The sequence below is a fragment of the Streptomyces oryzae genome (assembly GCF_017676365.1).
Lineage (GTDB): Bacteria > Actinomycetota > Actinomycetes > Streptomycetales > Streptomycetaceae > Streptomyces > Streptomyces oryzae.
Map to the genome: position 1 here is coordinate 1 of NZ_JADKMA010000056.1, position 21,071 is coordinate 21,071.

Genomic DNA, 21,071 nt, shown 5'->3' on the forward strand with positions numbered 1-21,071 from the left:
GGTCGGCGATGGGCGCCGGGCAGTGGGAAGGCATCGGTTCGGCGAAGGCCGCTGGGCGCGGGGGAGATGCTGGCTCGGTCGAGGCCGCTGGGCCGGGGGGAGCCACAGGAGCAGCGGAGGGTGTCGGGCTGGGGGGAGGCACCGGCTCGGCGAAGGGCGCCGGGGCCGGGAAAGACGCAGGCTCTGCGAAGTGGGCCGGGCCGGGAGAAGGCGCCGGTTCGGCGAAGCAAGCTCTGCCCCCTGAAGACGCACGCCCCGCAGCGGATCCGGACGCCGGCACCGAAGCGTTGGCCGCCGCCGTCGTCGCGTTGGAGCACGAGCACGCGCGGGCCCACACTCAGGCGTCCGGGGCGCACGAGGCCCGTGAGGCGCTGGCGGCGGCCGAGCGCGAGCATGCCGAGCGGCAGACAGCGCGTCAGGACGCCGAGCGCCGTGCCGCGGCCCGCACCTCCACGCGGGATGCGCTCCAGCGGGAGCTGGCTGCCCTCACCGAGCGGCTGGCCAAGGCACGCGGCGGGGCACCCAGCGTCGCAGCGCGCTTCGCCGAACTCGAGCGCCGCGTCGGACTGCTCTCCCAGGCAACTGAGGCCGCCCGCACGGCCGTCGGCACCGCCGAACGGCTCACGGACTCCGCCGCACAGCTGGCGGACGCCGCACGCAGGGCCGGTTTCGCCGACCCCGGCGATGCCGAGCAGGCCGTGCTGCCCGAGCCCGAACAGCGCGAGCTGCGCGCCCGGCTGGAGCGGTGGCAGGCCGAAGCGGCGGCAGTACGCGAGGAGTTGGCCGACCCCGCGCTCGCCGCTGCGGCCGCCAGGCCCGCGGCGCGACCGGAGGCGGCCCAGGCCGCCGCCGAGGCGGCCGAGGCGCGGCTTCGCGCAGCCGACGCCGAGCACCATGCGGCGCGCGGACGGGTGCAGGCCCTGGACGAACTGGGCGAGCGCGCCGCCGCCGGCGCGCGGCGGCTGGCCCCGCTGCGTACGGCCTACGACCGCATCGCCCGGCTGGCCGGGCTCGCGGCGGGCACCTCGGCGGAGAACGAGCGCCGGATGCGGCTGGAGTCGTATGTGCTGGCCGCCCGGCTCGAACAGGTCGCCGGTGCCGCCTCGGCGCGGCTCGCCCGGATGTCCGGCGGCCGCTACACGCTGGTGTACTCCGACGAACGCACCTCAGGCCGCGGCAGATCCGGGCTCGGGCTGCATGTGGTGGACGCCTGGACGGGCGCCGAGCGGGACACCGCCACGCTCTCCGGCGGGGAGACGTTCTTCGCCTCCCTCGCGCTGGCCCTCGGCCTCGCCGACGTGGTGACCGAGGAAGCCGGCGGCACCCGGCTGGAGACCCTCTTCATCGACGAGGGCTTCGGCAGCCTGGACGAGCAGACGCTGGACGAGGTCCTTGACGTGCTGGACTCGCTGCGCGAGAGGGACCGCTGCGTGGGCATCGTCAGCCATGTGGGCGATCTGCGGCAGCGGGTGCCCGCACAACTGGAGGTCGTCAAGTCACGGTCCGGCTCCACACTGCGCCACCACACCGCCCCGACGGACGTCTGACCCCCTGTTCCCCCCTTTCACCGCCGCGACTGGGGGCGCCGCCCGGCCGGAGGCTGGGGGAGCACCCCCGCCGCACCACCCAGGCGCCGAACCCACCCCGGCCCAGGGCGGATCCGGCACCGTCACCAAGCAGCAGGAGCATCAGCTCACAGCACCGAGAGCTCCGCGACCAGGTCGTCCAGCCCCAGCGACCCCAGGGAGAGGGCCGCCATGTGCCACGCCTTGGCATCAAAGGCGGCGCCGCGCTCGCGCTGCGCCGCATCGCGGCCCTCCAGCCACGCGCGCTCGCCCAGTTTGTAGCCGATGGCCTGGCCCGGAATGCCCAGGTAGCGGACCAGCTCGCTCTCCACGAAGTCCGCGGGACGCCCGCTGTGCATGCCGAAGAACTCCTGCGCGAGCTCGGGGGTCCAGCGCTCGCCGGGGTGGAAGGGGGAGTCCGCGGGGATCTCCAGCTCCAGATGCATACCGATGTCGACGATCACCCGGGTGGAGCGCATCATCTGGGCGTCGAGGTAGCCCAGCCGCCGCTCGGCCGTGGTCAGGAAGCCCAGCTCGTCCATCAGCCGTTCGGCATACAGCGCCCAGCCCTCGGCGTTGGCGCTGACCATGCCGACGGTCGTCTGATAGCGGGAGAGCCTGTCGGCGACGTACGTCCACTGCGCGAGTTGCAGATGGTGGCCCGGCACGCCCTCGTGGTACCAGGTGGTGACCAGGTCGTAGACCGGGAACCTGGTCTCGCCCATGGTGGGCAGCCAGGTGCGGCCCGGCCGGGAGAAGTCCAGCGACGGCTGGGTGTAGTACGGCGCTGCGGCGCTGCCGGGCGGGGCGATCCGGGCCTCCACCCGGCGGACCGGATCGGCCAGCTCGAAGTGGGTGCCGTCCAGCGCTGTGATGGCCTCGTCCATCAGCCCCTGGAGCCATTCGCGTACCGCCTCGACGCCCTCGATGGCCTCGCCGTGCGTGTCCAGGTGGCGCAGCGCCTCCCAGGGGGTCTTCGCGCCGGGGAGGATCTTCTGCGCCTCGGCGCGCATCTCGGCGAGCAGCCGGTGGAACTCCTCCCAGCCGTAGCGGTACGCCTCTTCCAGATCGAGGTCGGCGCCGTTCCAGTAGCGCGACCAGAGTGCGTACCGCTCGCGGCCCACGATCTCGGGGGCGCGCGCGATGCCGGGTGCGTACACGTCCCGCAGCCAGTCGCGCAGCTCGGCGACGGCGCGGGTGGCCTCGGCGGCGGCCTCGCCCAGCTCGGAGCGGAGGGCGTCGGGGCAGCCGCCGGCGAACTGGGCGAACCAGCCGCGGTCGTCCTCCGCGTCCTTCTCGCCCAGCCACTGCGCCAGCTGGCCCAGCACCGTGGAGACCTGGCGGGGCCCGCCGTACAGGCCGCGGGACAGCCCCTCGGCGAGGGAGGCGCGGTAGCCGTCGAGTGCGAGAGGCATCGCCCGCATCCGGTCGGCGACCGCCTTCCAGTCCTCCTCCGTCTCGGACGGCATCACGGTGAAGATGCCGCGCACCGAGTGCAGCGGCGAGTGGATGTTGCTGATGGCGCGCAGCCCCTCGCCCGCCTCGTGGACGGCCAGATCGGCGGTCAGCCGCTCGCGCAGCAGCCGTGCGCAGCGCCGCTCCTCGTCGCTGTCGCCGCCGGGCCGCTCCTGAGCCGCTGCCAGCTCCTCCAGGGTGGTGCGGCACAGTACGGCCATCGCCTCCTGGCCGGCGGGCGAGAAGTCGGGCAGCTTGCTGTGGCTCTCGGGCACCCCGAGGTAGGTGCCGGTGATCGGGTCGAGTTCGACGAGCGCGTCGACGTAGGTGTCGGCCACCTGGCGCGGCAGGGGGCCGGGGGTCGCTGTGTTGATCGCATCGGACATGGGCCCATCCTCGTATGCCGGTGCCCTCGCCGTCAGCACCAGGCCGAGCCCGCCTGGGCAGGAGGACGGCTCGGTGCCGGGGCGGCGATCAGCGCGGCGCCATCGCGGCGGGCGTCAGCGCGGCGGTCACCACCAGGGTGCCCTCCTCGACCTGATAGTCGAGCGGCAGCCCGAGACCGCGCATCGCGGCGACCATGCCCGTGTTGGACGAGTGGGTGACGGCGTAGACGCTCTCGCACCGGGCCTCGCTCGCCATTGCGACGAGCCGCCGCAGCAGCGCCGAGCCGATGCCCCTGCGCTGCCAGGCGTCCTCGACCAGCAGCGCCGCCTCGGTCTCGTCGCCGTCCCACAGCAGATGTCCCAGCGCCACCAGCTCGCCCGCTGGTGACTCCACGGCGAGGGTGCGGCCGAACCGTGGGGAGAGCAGATGCCGCAGATAGCGGTCGGCGTCCTTGACGGGGCCGTGGTAGCGCCGGCCGAGCGTCTCCTTCGAGCAGCGGGCGTGCATGGCCAGCGCGGCCTCCAGATCACCCTCGTCGGCGCGGCGGATGGTGACGTCCCGTCCCTCGGGCAGGGTGAGGGCCTGCTGCTCGCGCGGGGTACGCCGGCCCAGCCGCGCGTCCAGCTCCACCAGGGCTTGCGCCCGCGCGAACTCGGTGGGGGTGAAGGGCACATGGTGCCGTTCCACGACGATCTCTCCTCCGGCAGGGTCGGGCAGGCGCAGCAGCGTACCCTCCAGTGTGCCCTCTGCCGGGGTGTCGCCGGGGACGGACCGGATGGTGCAGCGGCCCAGCAACGTCCGCAGGGCCAGCGGGAGTTCGGCGGTGTCCAGGGCTGCCCTGGTGGCCAGGCCGAGGACGCGGGTCGGGGTGTCCACCAGGTCGTGGGTGTCGGCCCGCTCGGTCCAGGTCTCGCTGCCGCCCGCCTCCGACAGCAGCCGGGCCAGCTCGTGCGGCTCCAGCGCCGCCGGGGTGCGCAGCAGGAACTCGTCCACGGTGCGGTCGCCGAGCGGGTGGGTCTGGAGCGTGAGGATGTCGACTCGGCCCGCCGCCAGCGCACTGCACACCCGTGCGAGGGAGCCGGGTTCCTCGCGCACGGTCGTCCGTACCCGCCACAGCGCGGTGGCGTCCTGGGAGCACGACTCGCCGTCGGACGCGGTGCTCCTGCTGGGACGTTCGCCGTACGGCTGCCGGGTGCGCCATGCCTGCCAGCCGTTCCGCGCGGCCAGCGTGGCACGGTGCCAGGGGCGCGCGCTCGCGCCGGTGGCGGTGCCGGTCTTCTTCGCGGCGGAGTCATCAGCCATAGGGCCACCCTGCGGGACGGTCATTGCCTGACCACGAACGATGTATGACGGGTGCGTAAAAAGAGCGGCTGGCGGTCAAACGTCCCTTTTAGGCCATCTGTTGAGCGTTCATCCGAGTGCGGTCACTCCCGCACCAGCCGCCGCAGCACCTGCCCGCACCGGTGCCCGTACAGCTGCTGCAGGACCCGCACGACGGGGCCGGCGGCGCGGGTCCACCACAGTGCGGGCCTGCTGTAGGCCCACACCGTCAGCCAGACCCGGCCGTCCTCGGCGTACTCGACCAGGAACGCCTCCTCCCCGCGCTGCGGATGCCCCGGCAGCGTGCCGTACGCCCAACCGGCCCGCCGCTCCTCCTCGACGGCCCACACCACCCGGCACGGCCCCTGTACCCGCAGCCGCCCCACGCCCAGACCGACCGTCACCAGCACGCCGGGTGCCGCCCGGTCCGCGTCCGTCTCCACCCGTACGCCCATCGCCCGGTGCATGCGCCACTCCAGCAGGGCCCGCGAGGCCGCCGTGAAGACGGCCTCGCCGGTGCCCAGCCGGGTGCGTACGCACAGCGGACGGAAGCCGGGCGGCGTCACCCGGTGCGCGGTGCGGCCCACCGGCCGGTAGCTGTAGCCGGGGTGCTGCGCGCTCACGGCCTGCGCCCCGCCCGCGCTACTGGCCCACCCGGCCGGGCTGGAGGACCTTGGTGAACAGCACCGCCCCGCTCTCCTCGCGCAGCCGGACCGTCAACTCGCCGGTCGAGCCGTCGATGTCCACCTGGCCGAAATACTGCCCGCCCTCGGTGGGCGGCGTGTTGGGGCGGGTCGGTGCCTTGATGAACTTCTGGTCCGGTCCGAAGGTGCCGTCCAGCTTCAGCGCGCCGAACCCGCCCGCGTTCAGCGGCCCGGAGACGAACTCCCAGAACGGCGCGAAGTCCTTGAACGCCGCACGGTCGGGGTCGTACCGCTGCGCACAGGTGTAGTGCACGTCCGTGGTGAACCACACCGTGCCGGTGATCCGCTGGTGCTTGATGTGCCGCAGCAGCTCGGCGATCTGCAGCTCACGGCCGAGCGGTGCACCAGGATCGCCCTGCGCGACCGCCTCGAAATCGGTCTTGCCGTCCGGCACGACCAGCCCCAGCGGCATGTCCGAGGCGATCACCTTCCACACCGCACGGGACCGGGAGAGCTCCCGCTTGAGCCACTCGAGCTGCCGCTCGCCCAGGATGCCCTGGGTCTCGTCCGGCTGGCGGCCCGGCGAGTTGGCGTTCCGGTAGGCGCGCATGTCCAGGACGAAGACGTCCAGCAGCGGGCCGTGCCGCAGCACCCGGTAGACGCGGCCCTCCTCGTCCTTCGGCGGCAGCGTGCTGACGGGGAAGTACTCGCTGAAGGCCCGGAGCGAGCGGGACGCGAGGGTGGAGACGTCCTTCTCGGTGTAGCGGTCGTCGTCCAGGATCTCGCCCGGATACCAGTTGTTCAGCACCTCGTGGTCGTCCCACTGCACGATCCACGGGACCTGCGCGTTGAACCGGCGCAGATTCTCGGCCAGCAGGTTGTAGCGGAAGTTGCCGCGGAACTCCGCCAGTGTCTCGGCCACCTTGGACTTCTCCTCGGTGGTGACGTTCCGCCACACTCCGCCGTCCGGCAACTCGACCCGCTCCTGGATGGGGGAGTCGGCGTAGATGGTGTCACCGCTGTTGAGGAAGAAATCCGGGTTCAGCTTCCGCATCTGATCGAAGATCGGGTAGCCGCCACGGTCCGGGTTGATGCCCCAGCCCTGGCCCGCCAGGTCACCCGACCACAGGAAGCGCACATCGCTCCTGCGCGCCGGTGCCGTACGGAACCTACCCTCCACCGGCCGGCCCGCTCGCCGCGGGTCGTCGGGGTCGGTCAGGGTCACCCGGTAGTGGATCTGCTCGCCCGGCGGCAGCCCGTGCAGCGCGGTGCGCCCCGTGAAGTCGGTGTCCGGGCCCACGACCGGGCCGTACCACCGTTTCGGGTTACGGAACGCCTCGGTGGCCGCCGTCTCCACCACCATCCGCGCCGGGCGGTCCGCACGTACCCACACCAGCCCGGAGGACATCGTCACGTCCCCGGCCTGTACGCCCCACTCGGCTGCCGGGCGGCCACGCCGCGCCTGCGCGGGTGCCGCGGCGCTGAGCAGCGGCAACGACAGGGCCGCGCCCGCGCCGACCGTGCCGCGCAGCACTGCGCGCCGCGCGGGGGATCTGCCGGTCGCCGGATCGCCTTGTGCCATGTGCGGGCCTCCTTGAAACATGCGGTGTCGGAGTTGTCTGCGGTACGCAGGCATCGGCTGTTGCCTGTGTTACCTGTATCCCGTATCCCGTCGTACCTGTATCCCGTCCGTGTGCCGTACACACGAAGCCTCAGTGAACACCGGTGTCACACCGGACAGAAGGGGGCGGTGCGACTCCGTGTGTCCGATACCTTCCGGCGCCTAGGATGCCGCTTCACGGACAACTCCACCCGCATGCTGCCCGCTCGCTCCACCCCGGCCCAGGAGGCCCGATGACCACCAGCCGTACGCCTGCCCAGCTCCGTGCGGACATCCGGGCGTGGAGCGGCGCACCGCACGGCCCCGAGCGCGTCGCCCGGGCGGAGGCGCTGGTCGCGGAGGCGGAGGCACTGGCGCAGGCGGGCACCGGAGAGGGGCGAGGGGCGCTGGCCGCCGCGCTGCTGCAGCTGGCCGCCGGCCGCGCCTTCGGCATCGCGGCGCGCACCACTCCGGCCCCCGTCGCGCGGGCGCTGCGGCTGTGGGACGAGGACCCCGAAGCATTCGACGCCGATACCGCTTTCGCGTTGCTGTGGTCCCTCAGATGGGCGGTTGAGGACCTGATCGCCGACCCGGAGACACCCGCCGCCGACATCGACGAGTGGCTCGCCCTGATGGCCCGCAGCCACGCCGAGGCGGAGCTGTCCCAACGGGCCGTACACGCACGGGAGTTCCTGGCAGCGCAGTCCTTCGGCGACCGGCCGCGCGCGGCCCGCGCCTACGACGACTGGCTGGAGGCGGAACGCGACCGCAGCGCCGACTGCGCGAGCTGTGAGCTGACCTGGCGCGGCCGGGCACACGCAGCCCGCGCGGAGGAGGCGGAGGCCGAGAGGCCCGGCTCCGGCACCGCCGAGGACGAGGCCGCGCTGCGGATGTGGGAGCCGGTGCTGCGCGGCGAGTACCCGTGCGCCAGCCGGCAGCCGTACGCACTGGCCGCCTCACTGGCCCCGCTGCTGCGCCTCGGCCGCACCGCCGAGGCCCGCAGCCGGCACCTCGCCGGCTACCTGCTGGCCCGTCAGGCACCTGCCGACCGCGCCACACTGGCCCGGCACGTGGAGTTCTGCGCCCGGACCGGCAACGAGCCACGGGGGCTGGAGATCCTCGCCGAGCAGGACGCGTCGTGCTGGGAACAGCAGGAGGATGCCCCGGGACACGAGGCGTGGATGTCCGCCGTGGCACTGCTGATGCGGCGGCTCGACGAGCTCGGCCACGGCACCCTCCCCGTCCCCGGCCCCGCGGGCCGGGACTGGGACGCCGCCGCACTGCTGGAGCACGCCGCGTCCCGGGCTCAGGACGTGGCGGACCGGTTCGACCAGCGCGCCGGCACCACGGTGCACGGTACGGCCGTCCGTGCCCGCATCGCGGCGGCCCCACTGGTCCGGCACCTTCCGCTGGGGGTGGGAGCGGTGCGGCTCCCGCCCGCCGGGGGCCGGACGGAGGCCGAGACGGAGACCGCGGACGCTCAGCAGCTGCTGGAAGAGGCGCGGCAGCTGAGCGCCATCGGACATCCGGACGCGGCGGCCCGGTGGGCAGCGCTGGCCGATGCCGTGACCCGCACCGGCGTCCGGCTCGGCCAGGCCGAGCGGGCCGAACTCCTCGACCACCGGGCCATGGAGCTGGCCCGCACCGACCCGGCGGCGGCCGCTGCGCGCTTCACCGAGGCGGCGAGCCTCTTCGCCGGCGCTGAGCTGCCGGGCGAGGCCCTCGCATGCCGGGCCCGCGCCGTCTTCGCCGCCTCCTTCGCGCCCGAGGGAACGGCCGTTCCGCCCGAGTCCGTCGACGCGCTGTGCGCGGAGGCCGAACACCTGCACGACGAGGGCCGCATCGGCACCCGGCACGCCACTGCCGTGCTGCTGACCCGCGCCCGGCTCCAGGCACACGACCTCGGCGGCACCCAGGAGGGGGAGGGGGACGGAGGTACGCCCTTCGACGCGGCGAACCCGGCCAACCAGGCGCAGGCGCATGCCGCCGACTCGGGCCCCGGCGCCGACGCGGAACAGCCGGACGACGCCACCGACCCGCTGGGTCACGCGGCCGACGAGCTCGACGCCGAGCTGGCCCACCTCGTCGCCCTCGCGCTGCCCGACAGCGACGAGCCCGCCGTCCGCGCCCGGATCGCCGAGGCCACCGAGACCCGGGGACGGCTGGCGGCACAGCGCGGCGACGCCGTACGCGCCGGTGAGCTGCTGGCCGAGGCCGCCGAGCTCTTCCACGAGGCGGGCCGGCCGTGGTCGGCCACCGGGCCCGAACTCGCCCTCGCCCGGCTGCTGATGGAGACCGGCGACCACAAGCGCGCCGCCGAGGTGCTGCGCGGCGCCCTGCACGAGCGGGCGGGCGCACCCCGGCGCACCCCGGCGGACCTCGCGCGCCTCCACTTGATGCACGCCGATGTGCACGCGGCCCAGGGCCTGCTCGCCGAGGAGGCCGAATCCCTGCGGCACGCCGTGCACGCGCTCCAGCTCTCGGACGGCGGCGACGAGGCCGTGCGCGCCAGGCTGCGGCTCGGCGGCTGTCTGCTCGCCCTCGAACAGCCCGACGAGGCGGCGTCCGTCCTTGTCGCAGCCCTCGGCGAACTGCTGGAGTCCGCCGACGAACCCGGCATCGTGCAGGCGTGCGTCTGGCTCGGCCAGTCCTGTGCGCGGCCCGAACAGCTCCGGGCCGCGGCCGGGTTGCTGCGCCGCGCCGCCGATCTGCCGCACCCGTGGCAGGACCGGAACGGGCACGCCGTCGTCACCCACCTGGCGGCCGACACCCATCGCGCCTCCGCGCAGTACGCCGCCGCGGCCGAGCTGTACGGGCGGGCCGAGGAGCTGTGGCGCGCCCTGGGCGACCCGCACGCGGTGATCCGTACGCTGCACGCCCGTGGCTGGCTGGCGATGGAGTCGGGCGCGCCGATGGAGGAGTCGCTGCGCTTCATGGACGCGGCGCAGAACGAGATCGCCGCCGTGCTGCACGACCCGGAGCGGACACTGGAGGACGAACAGCGGCTCCGGCTCCGCCTGGAGACGGGGCACACCCACCGGCAGACCGCTGAGCTGCTGATCGAGGCGGTCTCGGTGCCCACGGCCCCCGCCCCCGGCGAGCAGGGCGCCGCGGCGCTGGACTGTTATGCGCGGGGCATCGAGTACGCGGATCGCGCCGTGACGGCGTTCCACGCCTGCGGTGAGGCCGGGCTGCACGAGGCGACGAGCGCGGAGCTGCGGGCTGCCGCGCTCGAGGTGGACCTGGGCCGCTACGACCAGGCCGTCACCCGCCTCACCCGGGTACGCGCCGCATACCCGGCCGGCACACCGGACCCGAACGGCGTCGTCACGGAAAGAATGAGCGAAGCCGGTGCCCTGGAACTCCGCATCGAGGCCGCACTGAGCTGACCGGTTGCGCCCACCTCCTGGCCGGAGGCCGGGGGAGCACCCGCAGCTCGCAACCGACGGACAGCAGCACTCCCTCACCGGCCCAACGGAGGGCCCGCACGGCCCCGCCTCCTCTCCCGGTGGCATGATGACAAGGTGAGCGCTGACCTGACCGTTGAGGTGACCGAGGTCTTCGAGGAGCACCGGCCGGTGCTCGACGGGGTGGCCTACCGGATGCTGGGCCGGGTGGCCGATGCCGAGGACGTGGTGCAGGAGGCATGGTTGCGGTGGTCGGCGGTCGACCACGCGCAGGTGCGCGAGCCGCGCGCCTATCTGGTACGCATCACCACCCGGCTGGCCATCGACCGGCTCCGCCAGGCCCAGTCCAGGCGCGAGGCATACGTCGGCTCCTGGCTGCCCGAGCCGCTGGTCACAGACCTGGCTCCGGCCCCCGCTGCCCGGCAGCAGGACGGCGCGGAACGCGTGATGCTGGCCGAGTCGGTCTCGATGGCCGTGCTGGTGGTGCTGGAATCGCTCTCGCCGCTGGAGCGGGCCGTCTTCGTGCTGCGCGAGGCGTTCGGCTTCCCGTACGCCGAGATCGCCGAGACGCTGGAGCGCGGGGAGCCCGCCGTGCGCCAGCTCGCGGGGCGCGCGCGGCGGCACGTGGCGGAGCGCAAGCCGCGGTTCGAGGTCGACCCCGAGCTCCAGCGCGACCTGACCGAGCGCTTCCTCAAGGCCGCGACGGAGGGCGATGTGCAGGGGCTGGTCTCGGTGCTGGCCCCGGACGTGCGGATGGTCTCCGACAGCGCGGACGGCGCCAAGGCGCCGCGCCGCGTCATCCTCGGCGCCGACAAGGTCAGCCGCTTCCTGGCCGCCGTCGCCCCGGAAGGGGCGCAGGACCCCGCGTTCGGTTTCCGGCTCCTGGAGCTCAACGGCGGTCCTGCGGCGCTGGTGACCTACGAGGGCCGCCCGGACACGGTCTTCTCCCTGGACGTGGCCGACGGCCTCGTGCAGGCCGTCTACGTCAACCGGAACCCGGGCAAGCTCGCCCACCTGGAGGGCGCCGGGGAGTGACCGCGGGGCGGCCCGCGCTCACAGGCCGCCCGCGACCCGCAGTACGGCGCCCGAGACGTACGACGCCTCGTCGGAGAGCAGCCAGGCGACGGCGTCGGCGATCTCCTCCGGTTCGCCCGGGCGCCGGGCCGGAGTGATCCCGGCCTTCTTCCACGCCCGGTCCGGGTCGCCCATCTTCGCGTGCATCCCGGTCAGTACGGATCCGGGCTGGACGCAGTTGACCCGCACACCCTCGCCCGTGAACTCCTTGGCCAGGCCCACCGTCATGGCGTCGACGGCCGCCTTCGAAGCCGCATAGTGCACGTATTCGCCGGGGGATCCGAGAGTCGCGGCGGACGAGGAGACGTTCACGATCGCGCCGCCCGGCCCGCCGTACGCGGTGGACAGCTCGCGCAGCGCACGCCGCGCGCACAGCAGCGCCCCCGTCACATTGACGTCCACGACCCGGCGCATCACCTCCGGCGAGGTCTCGGTGAACCGGCCGAGCGGCCCGGAGACGCCCGCGTTGTTGACCAGCCCGGTGACCGGGCCGAGCGCTTCCCGCACGGTGTCGAAGAGCCGGTCGACGCCGGCCGCCTCGCTGGTGTCCAGCCGGACGGTGACGGCTTCGCCGCCCGCCGAGCGCACGGCCGCCGCGGCCCGCTCGGCCGCCTCCTCGTCCGTCGAGTAGCCGATGCCCAGATGGTGGCCGTCCCGGGCCAGCCGCAGGGCCGTCGCGGCGCCGATGCCCCGGCTGCCGCCGGTGACGACCGTGACCTGCTGAAGGGAGGCGGGGGTGCGGGGGCGTGCCATGGGGTCCTCCGGGCGTCGATGGCCGGTGCGGGTGCTTTGATCGATGATCGATCAAAGCAGCCCGTTCCCAGCTCGGCAAGGGTGTGGGCGCGGGCATTGGTCTTGACCAAGGGTGGGGGCCGTCCTATGGTCGGGAGGCATACGCAAGGTCCTTTAAAAAACAAGGACGCATAAAACACCGCCACACATCGCCCGCAGGGCGTACGGGGATTGCGGAGGCAAGGGTGGGGACCACGCAGCTGGAGACGGTGCCGGAGCCGAAGTACTGGCACTTGAAGACCGTGCTCTCCGACGCGCTCGACTCCGAGTTCGCGGTCGGTGAGATCCTGCCGAACGAGCGCGAGCTGGCCGCCCGCTTCGGCGTGGCCAGAGCGACCCTCCGCCAGGCCCTCGAACAGCTGGAGCTGGAAGGCCGCCTCCAGCGCCGCCGCGGCGTTGGCACCACTGTCGCGCCGCCGCGCGTGGGAGTGGACGTCGGTTCCGAGGCCGGCCCCCACACCTGGCCCGGAGCGCCGGGCGACGCCTGGCAGGCCGAGGACCACGAGCGGGCCCCGGCTCCCGCGGCCGTGGTCCGCATGCTGGGGGTGGCGGCCGACACGGCGGTGCACGCGGTGCGGCGCGGGCGGATGACCGGCGGCCAGCAGGTGGCGTCCGAGGTGCTGTACGTGCACCCGGATTCCGTCCCCGCCCTCCCGCCGGGCGCCGACCAGGAGCCGGACGGTTCGGCGCGGGCCCGCACGGTGCTGCGGGAGCTGCACCGGCTGCAGCTCGTGGGGCAGGACCGCACGGTCGAGCTGGGGTCGGCACGCGCCGATGACGCACGCCGACTTGACCGGTTGCCCGGCGCGCCCGTTCTCGTCGTCACGACGCGGTATCTCTCCGAGGGTGGGACGGCGGCGGTTTCCGTCGCCACTTATCGCGCCGACACCTGTCGGCTCTCGTTCAGTGACAGCGAGGATGTTTCTCTGCTCGCCAGCTGAGGAGGGGGTGCGCCTTGCTGCGCGTCGCAGGCTGCGAGTGGGGTCTTGCTCCTGTCGGGGCGCGTTCTTAAGGTTCCTCCAGGGTGAAGAGTTCGCTCTCCGCGCGGTCCAGGGCGACACGTAGGGCCCCTGTGGCGACCGCGGTTTCGCCCAGGCGGGAGAGGGCCACGCGTGGTGGGCGCAGGCAGTAGCGTTCCAACTCGGCGCGGAGCGGGTCGAGTACGCCGTCCAGGCCGGAGGCCCAGCCACCGACCACCAGCAGTTCGGGGTCCAGGGCCAGGACCAGGGCCGCCACATCGTGCACCAGGCGGGCCAGGAAGCGGTCCATGGCCCGGCGTGCGCGTTCGTCACCGCTTCTGGCCTGTGCGAACACCCTTGCCACTGCTGCCTCGTCGAGCGGGTGCAGCGGCTCGTCCGTCGTGGACAGCAGCCGTTCGGGCCTGGCCTCGCGGCCGAGCAGGTGCAGCGCCCCGATCTCCCCGGCCGCGCCGCCGTAGCCCCGGTGCAGCCGTCCGCCGATCAGGGAACCGGCTCCGGGGCTCAGCCCTGCGAGCACCATCACCACGTCGTCCACGCCGCGTGCTGCGCCCTTCCAGTGCTCGGCCAGCACTGCGGCGTTCGCGTCGTTCTCCACCAGTACGGGGCAGCGGAACGACCGCCGCAGCCGCTCGCCCAGTGCCAGCCCCGTCCAGCCGGGCAGTGCCGTGCCGAGCCGTACCGTGCCGTCGGCCTCCACGATGCCTGGGGTGCCCACGCCGACCGCGCGCAGCGTGTCCCGTGCGGTGCCTGTTCTGCGCAGCAGCTCGGCGACGGTGCTGCGGACCCGCTCCAGCCGTGCGTCGGCCTGCGCCGTCTCCTCGACCTCTCGGGCGAGGGACCCGGTGAGGCGGCCGGTCAGGTCGGACAGGACGGCCGCCACCCGGTGCGGGCCGATCTCCAGGCCCAGCAACTGGCCCGCCTCGGCCCGGAACCGGAACCGGCGCGCCGGGCGCCCGCGCCGCGCCGTACCGCCCGGCCGGACCGGTTCGTCCGCGGCCTCGGCCACCAGTCCGGCCTCGATCAGGTCCTCGACCACGCCCTCGACGGTGGGCCGGGACAGCTCGGTGGCGTGCACCAGCTCGGTGAGGGTCAGCGCCTCCGGGATCGTGGTGCCGCGCAGCGCCCGCAGCACGACCGTGGAGTTGATCCGCCGCAGCAGGGACGGGTCCCTTCCGGTCAGCCTGCTCACGCTCCGCCTCCCTGCATGTGCGCGTGGGGCGGATCGTAACCGCTTCGGGGAGTGACGGCGAGCGGCCGGGGTACCCCGATGGCCCGGCCGTACGTCCCCCGTCCGGGCGGGCCGGTCAACCGGCTGTCAGTGCCGGGAGGTTGACTGTTCCCATGCACCTTGCCCACCACCTCACCGCCATCGGCCACTTGCACGCGGGGTCCGGGGCGCGGGTCGTCACGTTACGTACGGCGGACCCGGACCCGGACGGCGATCCGGTCGAACTCCTGGAGGCCGAGCGGGAGGTGCGGGCCGACCACGAGGCGCTGGTCACCCTGCTGTCCCAGCAGTGGGGCGAGCCGCGGACCGTCGACCTGGGCCCGCATCTGCTCGCCGCCGCAGAGGGCGGGGCCTCGCTGCCCGAGCCCGAGCGCACGCTGTGCTGGCGGGTCGCCGAGCTCACCGTGTGGACGGTGGACGGGCGCTGGACGGGCGTGGGTCTGGCGCGCTGTAGCGAGGGGATACCACTCCAACTCCTCGCGGCGGCGGGGGAGCAGGGGCGCAGCGCACCGGTGGCCCTCGGCTGAGAGCGGTGCGGCTCTCACTCCTCGGCCGAGGCCGCCATCCGCAGCTTGCCGAACTCCTCGGCCAGCGCGGACGGCGTGTAATGCGCGTTGAGACCGCTGGGGTTGGGCAGCAGCCACACCGGCACCCCGCCGACCAGCCGCTGCTGCGGGCCCACCGCAGCCACGGGCTCGTCGAAGGCCGCGCGGTAGGCCGTTATCCCCAGCACCGCCAGCCAGTTGGGCCGCAGCTCCGACACCTTCTCCGCCAGCTGCCGGCCGCCCTCGGCGAACTCCTCGCGGGTCAGCTCGTCGGCGCGCGCCGTGGCCCGGGCGACGACGTTGGTGATGCCGAGCCCGTACGACAGCAGCTCCTGCTCCTCCTCGGGGTGCAGCCTGCGCGGGGTGAAGCCGGAGGCGTGCAGCGTGGGCCAGAAGCGATTGCCGGACCGTGCGAAGTGGTGGCCCGTCGCCGCCGAGAGCAGGCCCGGGTTGATGCCGCAGAACAGCACCCGCAGCCCCTCGGCGGCCACATCGGGCACCAGCCTGCCGCGGGCCGCCTCCAGCTCCTGCTTGGTGAACCGCGGGCTCACAGCTCCTCCCTCGCCCTGGCGCACCGCGGACTCAGAGGATCGCTCCCGGCCGGTACGCCGCGGCCTCCGGGTGCAGCTCGGCGACCTCCTGCACACGGCTGACCACCTCCGCCGTCTGCGCGGCCGCCGCTCCGGTGAACGCCAGCCGGTCGGCCATCAGCTCGCCCAGCGCCGCGCGGTCCAGCGGGATACGGGAGTCGGCGGCGAGCCGGTCCAGCAGCTCGTTGTGCTCGGCGCCCTTGCGCATCGCCAGCGCGGAGGCCACCGCGTGCTCCTTGATCGCCTCGTGCGCCACCTCCCGGCCGACACCGGCGCGCACGGCGCCCATCAGGACCTTCGTCGTCGCCAGGAACGGCAGATAGCGGTCCAGTTCCCGGGCCACCACCGCAGGGAAGGCGCCGAACTCGTCCAGCACCGTCAGGAACGTCTCGACCATTCCGTCGAAGGCGAAGAACGCGTCGGGCAGCGCCACCCGCCGCACCACTGAGCAGGAGACGTCGCCCTCGTTCCACTGGTCGCCGGCCAGCTCGCCCGCCATGGACGCGTAGCCGCGCAGAATCACCATCAGGCCGTTGACACGCTCGCAGGAGCGCGTGTTCATCTTGTGCGGCATCGCGGAGGAGCCGACCTGCCCCTCCTTGAAGCCCTCGGTCACCAGCTCCTGGCCCGCCATCAGCCGGATCGTCTTGGCCAGCGACGAGGGGGCGCCGGCCAGCTGCACCAGTGCGGTGACCACCTCGTGGTCCAGCGAGCGCGGATATACCTGGCCGACGGAGGTGAACACCCGGCCGAACCCGAGGTGCTCGGCGATCCTCCGCTCCAGGTCGGTCAGCCGCTCCTGATCGCCCCCGAGCAGATCCAGCATGTCCTGCGCGGTGCCGACGGGGCCCTTGATGCCGCGCAGCGGGTAGCGGCGCAGCAGCTCCTCCAGCCGCTCGAAGGCGACCAGCAGCTCGTCGGCGCCCGTCGCGAACCGCTTGCCCAGCGTGGTGGCCTGCGCAGCGACGTTGTGCGAGCGGCCCGCCATCACCAGCTCCGCGTGCTCACCCGCCAGCGTGCCCAGCCGGTCCAGCAGCGCCACCGTGCGGTCCCGTACCAGCTCCAGCGAGAGCCGGATCTGGAGCTGCTCGACGTTCTCCGTGAGGTCGCGCGAGGTCATGCCCTTGTGGACGTGCTCGTGGCCGGCCAGCGCGTTGAACTCCTCGATGCGGGCCTTCACGTCGTGCCGGGTGACCTTCTCGCGCTCCGCGATCGAGTCGAGGTCGACGTTCCCGAGCACTCGCTCGTAGTCGGCCAGCGCTTCCTCCGGCACGGCGATGCCCAGGTCCTGCTGCGCCTTCAGGACGGCGAGCCACAGCTGCCGCTCCAGCACGATTTTCGACTCGGGGGACCAGATACGGACCAGCTCGGGGGAGGCGTAGCGGGACGCCAGGACGTTCGGGATGCGGGGCTTGTCACTCACGTCGCCCGAGTCTACGGTGCCGCTCCGCTACGGCTGCGGCGCACCTGGCTGGGAGGGAGCTGCCCCTTTCTGCTCGTTGCAGGCTGCGGGCACTCCCCCAGCCTCCGGCCGGGAGGTGCCCCCAGGGCTCGTCGCGGAGTTCCCCGCGCCCCTTCGGGGCGCAGCTACCGCTGCCACAGGGGCCAGCTCGGGCCGTTTGGGGGCCCGGCCGTCGCCGGAGGAGCGGCCGGTGAGGCGGCGGCCGATCCAGGGCAGCAGGTGGGTGCGGGCGAAGCGCAGGTCCGCGACGCGGCGGGCGGGCCAGGAGCGCGGGGCAGAAGGCGGCAGCGGGACGTTCCAGTCGCTCTCCGCCGGCAGCCCCAGGCGCTGCCAGACGGCCTCGGCCACCCGCCGGTGCCCCTCGGCGGTGAGGTGCAGCCGGTCGTCCGCCCACATCCGGGGGTCGCCCAGCGCCTCCGAGGCGAAGAGGTCCACCACCACCGCGCCGTACCGGTCGCCCAGCCCCTCGATGAAATCGAACAGCTGCTCCATCCGGGCCCGGTAGCGCTCCAGCACAGGACCGCGGCGCCCCGGGCTGCGCATCAGCACCAGCGTCCCGCAGGCGGGCGCCAGCGTGGCGACCGACTCCTCCAGCAGTGCACACACCCGCGCGGTGTCGCAGCCCGGCCGCAGTACGTCGTTGAGCCCGCCCACCAGCGTCACCAGATCGGCCCGCATCGCGGCGGCCGGGGCGATCTGGTCGGCGGCGATCTGCCCGATGAGCTTGCCGCGCACCGCGAGGTTGGCGTACCGGAACTCCGGCTCCAGCTCCGCCAGCCGGGCCGCCAGCAGGTCGGCCCAGCCGCGGTAGCTGCCGTCCGGCAGCAGGTCGGACATGCCCTCGGTGAAGGAGTCGCCGAGGGCGACGAACGAGCGGAAGGCGGGAGGCGGTTGGATGGCTTCCGCGGAGTCGGCAACTGCTGCACTGGTCACGGTCGCCGATGGTATCCCGTTGCCCCGAGCAACGGCCGCCCCCGCCGGGGTGCGGCTATGCCCGGCCCACCAGCTCCCGCAGCACGTCCTCCATCGTCACCACACCGGTCGCCCGCCCGTCCGGCCCTGTGACGGCTGCCAGGTGGGTGCCACTGGAGCGCATCGCGCCCAGCACGTCGTCCAGGGGCAGCGAGGCCCGTACCCGGGCGATGGGGCGCATCGCCGTCAGCGGGAACGGCGCCTCCCGGGGCGAGGCGTCCAGCGCGTCCTTGACGTGCAGATAGCCCAGCACCCGCCCGTCGTCGTCCACCACGGGGAAGCGGGAGAACCCGGAGCGGGCCGAGAGGTTCTCCAGGCCCTCGGGCGTCACACCGCGGCCGGCGGTGACCACCTTGTGCAGCGGCTGCGCCACATCGCCGATCGGCCGCCTGCCCAGCTCCAGCGCGTCCCGCAGCCGCTCGGTCGAGCGGTCGTCCAGCAGTCCGGCCTCACTGGAGTCGGCGACCATCTGCGCCAGATCGTCGTCCGAGAACGCGGCCTCGACCTCGCTCCTGGGCTCGACCCGGATCAGTTTGAGCAGCGCGTTGGCGAAGGAGTTCACCGCGAAGATCACCGGGCGCAGCGCCCGCGACAGCGCCACCAGCGGCGGGCCCAGCAGCAGCGCGGCCCGCTCGGGGCCGGCCAGCGCGATGTTCTTCGGCACCATCTCGCCCAGCAGCATGTGCAGATACGTCGCCAGCGACAGCGCGATCACGAAGGAGACGCCGTGCGCCACGCTGTCCGCCACGCCCATGGCGTGGAAGACCGGCTCCAGCAGGTGGGCGATGGCCGGCTCGGCGACGACACCGAGCACCAGCGTGCACAGCGTGATCCCGAGCTGGGCAGCGGCCAGCATCTGCGCCACGTGCTCCAGGCCCCACAGCACCTTGCGTGCCTTCTTGTCGCCGTCCTCGGCCAGCGGTTCGATCTGGGCGCGCCGTACGGAGATCAGCGAGAACTCCGCGCCGACGAAGAACGCGTTGGCGACCAGCGTCAGCAGTCCGATCAAGAGCTGGAGCAGTGTCATCGCTGTGCCTCCGCCCGCTCGCCGTCCTCGGCCGCGGCCGGGTCGTCGCCCGGCCTCGGCCCGTACAGCCGCAGCTGTGCGGCGCGGCGCCCGGTCGCGTCCATGACCTCGATCTGCCAGCCGGCGACCGAAACCGTGTCACCGGCGGCCGGAATCCGTCCCAGCTCGGTGGCGATCAGCCCCGCCAGCGTCTCGTACGGGCCCTCCGGGGCGCGCAGCCCTATGGACTGGAGCTGGTCGATGCGGGCCGAGCCGTCCGCGACGTAGAGGTGCCGGCCCTCGGCGTCCTGTCCCGCGGGCGCCAGGTCGGGCGCCTCCAGGGGGTCGTGCTCGTCGCGGACCTCGCCGACGACCTCCTCGATGATGTCCTCCAGCGTGACGACCCCTGCCGTGCCGCCGTACTCGTCGATGACGACCGCGATGCTGCGGTCCCCGCCCGAGAGCTGGTCCAGCAGCCGGTCCACGGTCAGCGACTCGGGCACCAGCAGCGGCTCGCGCATCAGATCGGTCACCGGGCGCAGCCGCCGGTCGGCGGCGGGCACCGCCAGCACATCCTTGATCCGGACGATACCGACGACGGTGTCCAGGTTCCCCCGGTAGACCGGGAAGCGGGACAGCCCGGTGGCGCGGGTGGCATTGGCGACGTCCTCCACCGTGGCCTGCACCTCCAGCGAGGTGACCTGGACGCGCGGCGTCATCACGTTCTCCGCCGTCAGCTCCGCCAGATGCAGGGTGCGGACGAACAGATCGGCCGTGTCCTCCTCCAGCGCGCCCTCCTTCGCCGAGTGCCGCGCCAGTGCCACCAGCTCCTGCGGCGAGCGGGCCGAGGCCAGTTCCTCGGTGGGTTCCAGACCCATGCGCAGCAGCACCCGGTTGGCGGTGTTGTTCAGATGCCGGATCAGCGGGCGGAAGGCCGCCGAGAAGATCCGCTGCGGCGTGGCCACCTTGCGGGCGACCGGCAGCGGGCGGGAGATCGCCCAGTTCTTGGGCACCAGCTCGCCGACCACCATCAGCACGACGGTCGAGAGCCCCGTGCCGAGCACCAGCGCCGCAGAGGAAGAGGCGGAGGACGGTACGCCCATCGAGCGGAGCGGTCCGGCGATCAGCTTGGCGATCGACGGCTCGGCGAGCATACCGACGACCAGGTTGGTGACGGTGATGCCCAGCTGCGCCCCGGAGAGCTGGAAGGTGAGGGACCGCACGGCCGCCAGCGCGCTTTTGGCGCCCCGGTCGCCGCGCTGCTCGGCGCGCTCCAGTTCGCTGCGCTCGACGGTCGTGAGGGAGAACTCGGCGGCCACGAAACCGCCGCAGGCCAGTGACAGCAGCAGTGCCACGAACAGCAGCAGAACTTCTGTCATCGGCCCTTCACCTCCTTCCCATCGTGGGACAGGGGGCGCCGGTACGCGCGATGTCGTGGGCTGCTGCGGGGGCCACTACTGGGAGGGTCGCCCATGGGCGGACGCTCACACCTTTCGGATCCGATGACTGTGCCGGGCCTGCGGGAATGCAGGTCCGGCGATGTACAGCGTAAACGGGAATGCGGGTCGGCCGGTTCCCGACGCCGCTCCGGACGTGAGCCGCACCCGGCTCAGGAGGTGAGCGTCTTGACCCAACGGCTCCATTGGGGTTGCGGAGCGTAACCGGCGGCCTGCCATGCCCGGTGTGCCCGCTCGTTCTCGTCCAACACCATCGCGTCGCCGCGCCGCCCGCCCAGCGCCGCGAAGCGCTCCTCGGCGGCGGCCAGCAGCGCACGGGAGATGCCCTGCCGCCGCTGGGAGGGCAGCACCGCGAGCCGGTACAGGGAGCAGCGCCAGCCGTCCCACCCGGCGATGACGGTGCCGACCAGCTGCCCGTCCCGTTCCGCCAGCAACAGCGCTTCCGGGTCGCGCGCGAGCAGCCGGGCGACCCCGTCCCGGTCGTCGCTGACGCTGGTGCCCTCGGCGGCCTCCCGCCAGAAGGCCAGCACCTGGTCGATGTCCCGCTCGGCGGCGGCCCGTATCCGAAGATCGCTCATGGCCCGCAT

The 21,071-nt window shown here is 73.5% G+C and carries 17 protein-coding genes; 5 read left to right on the top strand and 12 right to left on the bottom strand.

Annotated features, from left to right (window positions below):
• On the top strand, nt 1-1,547 hold a 1,547-nt coding region (locus ITI46_RS13215), incomplete at its 5' end, for an SbcC/MukB-like Walker B domain-containing protein (protein WP_280634764.1).
• A gap of 146 nt (nt 1,548-1,693) precedes the next feature.
• Here ITI46_RS13215 and ITI46_RS13220 read toward each other — a convergent pair.
• The 4 genes from ITI46_RS13220 to ITI46_RS13235 form a co-directional block, all read right to left on the bottom strand.
• Nucleotides 1,694-3,406 (bottom strand): DUF885 domain-containing protein, encoded by a 1,713-nt coding sequence (locus tag ITI46_RS13220; protein ID WP_209239710.1) that lies wholly within the window; start codon nt 3,404-3,406, stop codon nt 1,694-1,696.
• Nucleotides 3,407-3,494: 88 nt separating this feature from the next.
• Nucleotides 3,495-4,709: a GNAT family N-acetyltransferase gene (locus ITI46_RS13225; protein WP_209239711.1), complete on the bottom strand. Its 1,215-nt coding sequence runs from the start codon at nt 4,707-4,709 to the stop codon at nt 3,495-3,497.
• A gap of 122 nt (nt 4,710-4,831) precedes the next feature.
• Complete coding sequence (locus ITI46_RS13230) at nt 4,832-5,350, bottom strand: DUF1990 domain-containing protein (protein ID WP_209239712.1); 519 nt, start codon at nt 5,348-5,350, stop codon at nt 4,832-4,834.
• Between the two features lie 19 nt (nt 5,351-5,369).
• On the bottom strand, nt 5,370-6,953 hold the full coding sequence (locus ITI46_RS13235; protein WP_209239713.1) for an alkaline phosphatase D family protein: 1,584 nt from the start codon (nt 6,951-6,953) through the stop codon (nt 5,370-5,372).
• 272 nt (nt 6,954-7,225) lie between these two features.
• On the opposite strand from ITI46_RS13235, the gene ITI46_RS13240 reads away from it, so the two are divergent.
• Together ITI46_RS13240 and sigJ are read left to right on the top strand one after the other, a co-directional pair.
• On the top strand, nt 7,226-10,360 hold the full coding sequence (locus ITI46_RS13240) for a hypothetical protein (protein ID WP_209239714.1): 3,135 nt from the start codon (nt 7,226-7,228) through the stop codon (nt 10,358-10,360).
• A 135-nt stretch (nt 10,361-10,495) separates the two neighbouring features.
• Nucleotides 10,496-11,413 carry an RNA polymerase sigma factor SigJ gene (gene sigJ, locus ITI46_RS13245; RefSeq protein ID WP_372451925.1) on the top strand — a complete coding sequence of 306 codons (918 nt, stop codon included), beginning with the start codon at nt 10,496-10,498 and terminating at the stop codon, nt 11,411-11,413.
• A gap of 18 nt (nt 11,414-11,431) precedes the next feature.
• On the opposite strand, the gene ITI46_RS13250 is transcribed toward sigJ, so the two are convergent.
• Nucleotides 11,432-12,205 (bottom strand): SDR family oxidoreductase, encoded by a 774-nt coding sequence (locus ITI46_RS13250; protein WP_209239715.1) that lies wholly within the window; start codon nt 12,203-12,205, stop codon nt 11,432-11,434.
• Nucleotides 12,206-12,429: 224 nt separating this feature from the next.
• On the opposite strand from ITI46_RS13250, the gene ITI46_RS13255 reads away from it, so the two are divergent.
• Nucleotides 12,430-13,185 carry a GntR family transcriptional regulator gene (locus tag ITI46_RS13255; protein ID WP_209239716.1) on the top strand — a complete coding sequence of 252 codons (756 nt, stop codon included), beginning with the start codon at nt 12,430-12,432 and terminating at the stop codon, nt 13,183-13,185.
• A gap of 67 nt (nt 13,186-13,252) precedes the next feature.
• Here ITI46_RS13255 and ITI46_RS13260 read toward each other — a convergent pair whose 3' ends face one another.
• Nucleotides 13,253-14,413, bottom strand: coding sequence for an ROK family protein (locus tag ITI46_RS13260; protein WP_209239717.1), 1,161 nt, complete (start codon nt 14,411-14,413; stop codon nt 13,253-13,255).
• A 152-nt stretch (nt 14,414-14,565) separates the two neighbouring features.
• Between ITI46_RS13260 and ITI46_RS13265 the strand changes: the two genes are divergently transcribed.
• Nucleotides 14,566-14,979 carry a hypothetical protein gene (locus ITI46_RS13265; RefSeq protein ID WP_209239718.1) on the top strand — a complete coding sequence of 138 codons (414 nt, stop codon included), beginning with the start codon at nt 14,566-14,568 and terminating at the stop codon, nt 14,977-14,979.
• A gap of 14 nt (nt 14,980-14,993) precedes the next feature.
• Here ITI46_RS13265 and mug read toward each other — a convergent pair whose 3' ends face one another.
• The 6 genes from mug to ITI46_RS13295 form a co-directional block, all read right to left on the bottom strand.
• Nucleotides 14,994-15,548, bottom strand: coding sequence for a G/U mismatch-specific DNA glycosylase (mug, locus tag ITI46_RS13270; protein WP_307808158.1), 555 nt, complete (start codon nt 15,546-15,548; stop codon nt 14,994-14,996).
• Between the two features lie 31 nt (nt 15,549-15,579).
• Nucleotides 15,580-17,010: an adenylosuccinate lyase gene (gene purB / locus ITI46_RS13275; RefSeq protein WP_209239719.1), complete on the bottom strand. Its 1,431-nt coding sequence runs from the start codon at nt 17,008-17,010 to the stop codon at nt 15,580-15,582.
• A gap of 27 nt (nt 17,011-17,037) precedes the next feature.
• Nucleotides 17,038-17,982 (bottom strand): SGNH/GDSL hydrolase family protein, encoded by a 945-nt coding sequence (locus ITI46_RS13280; RefSeq protein ID WP_372451926.1) that lies wholly within the window; start codon nt 17,980-17,982, stop codon nt 17,038-17,040.
• Between the two features lie 55 nt (nt 17,983-18,037).
• Complete coding sequence (locus tag ITI46_RS13285) at nt 18,038-19,048, bottom strand: hemolysin family protein (RefSeq protein ID WP_209239720.1); 1,011 nt, start codon at nt 19,046-19,048, stop codon at nt 18,038-18,040.
• Nucleotides 19,045-20,406 carry a hemolysin family protein gene (locus ITI46_RS13290; RefSeq protein ID WP_209239721.1) on the bottom strand — a complete coding sequence of 454 codons (1,362 nt, stop codon included), beginning with the start codon at nt 20,404-20,406 and terminating at the stop codon, nt 19,045-19,047. Before ITI46_RS13290 ends, ITI46_RS13285 begins: the two co-directional genes overlap by 4 nt.
• Nucleotides 20,407-20,636: 230 nt before the next feature.
• Nucleotides 20,637-21,071: a GNAT family N-acetyltransferase gene (locus ITI46_RS13295; RefSeq protein WP_209239722.1), complete on the bottom strand. Its 435-nt coding sequence runs from the start codon at nt 21,069-21,071 to the stop codon at nt 20,637-20,639.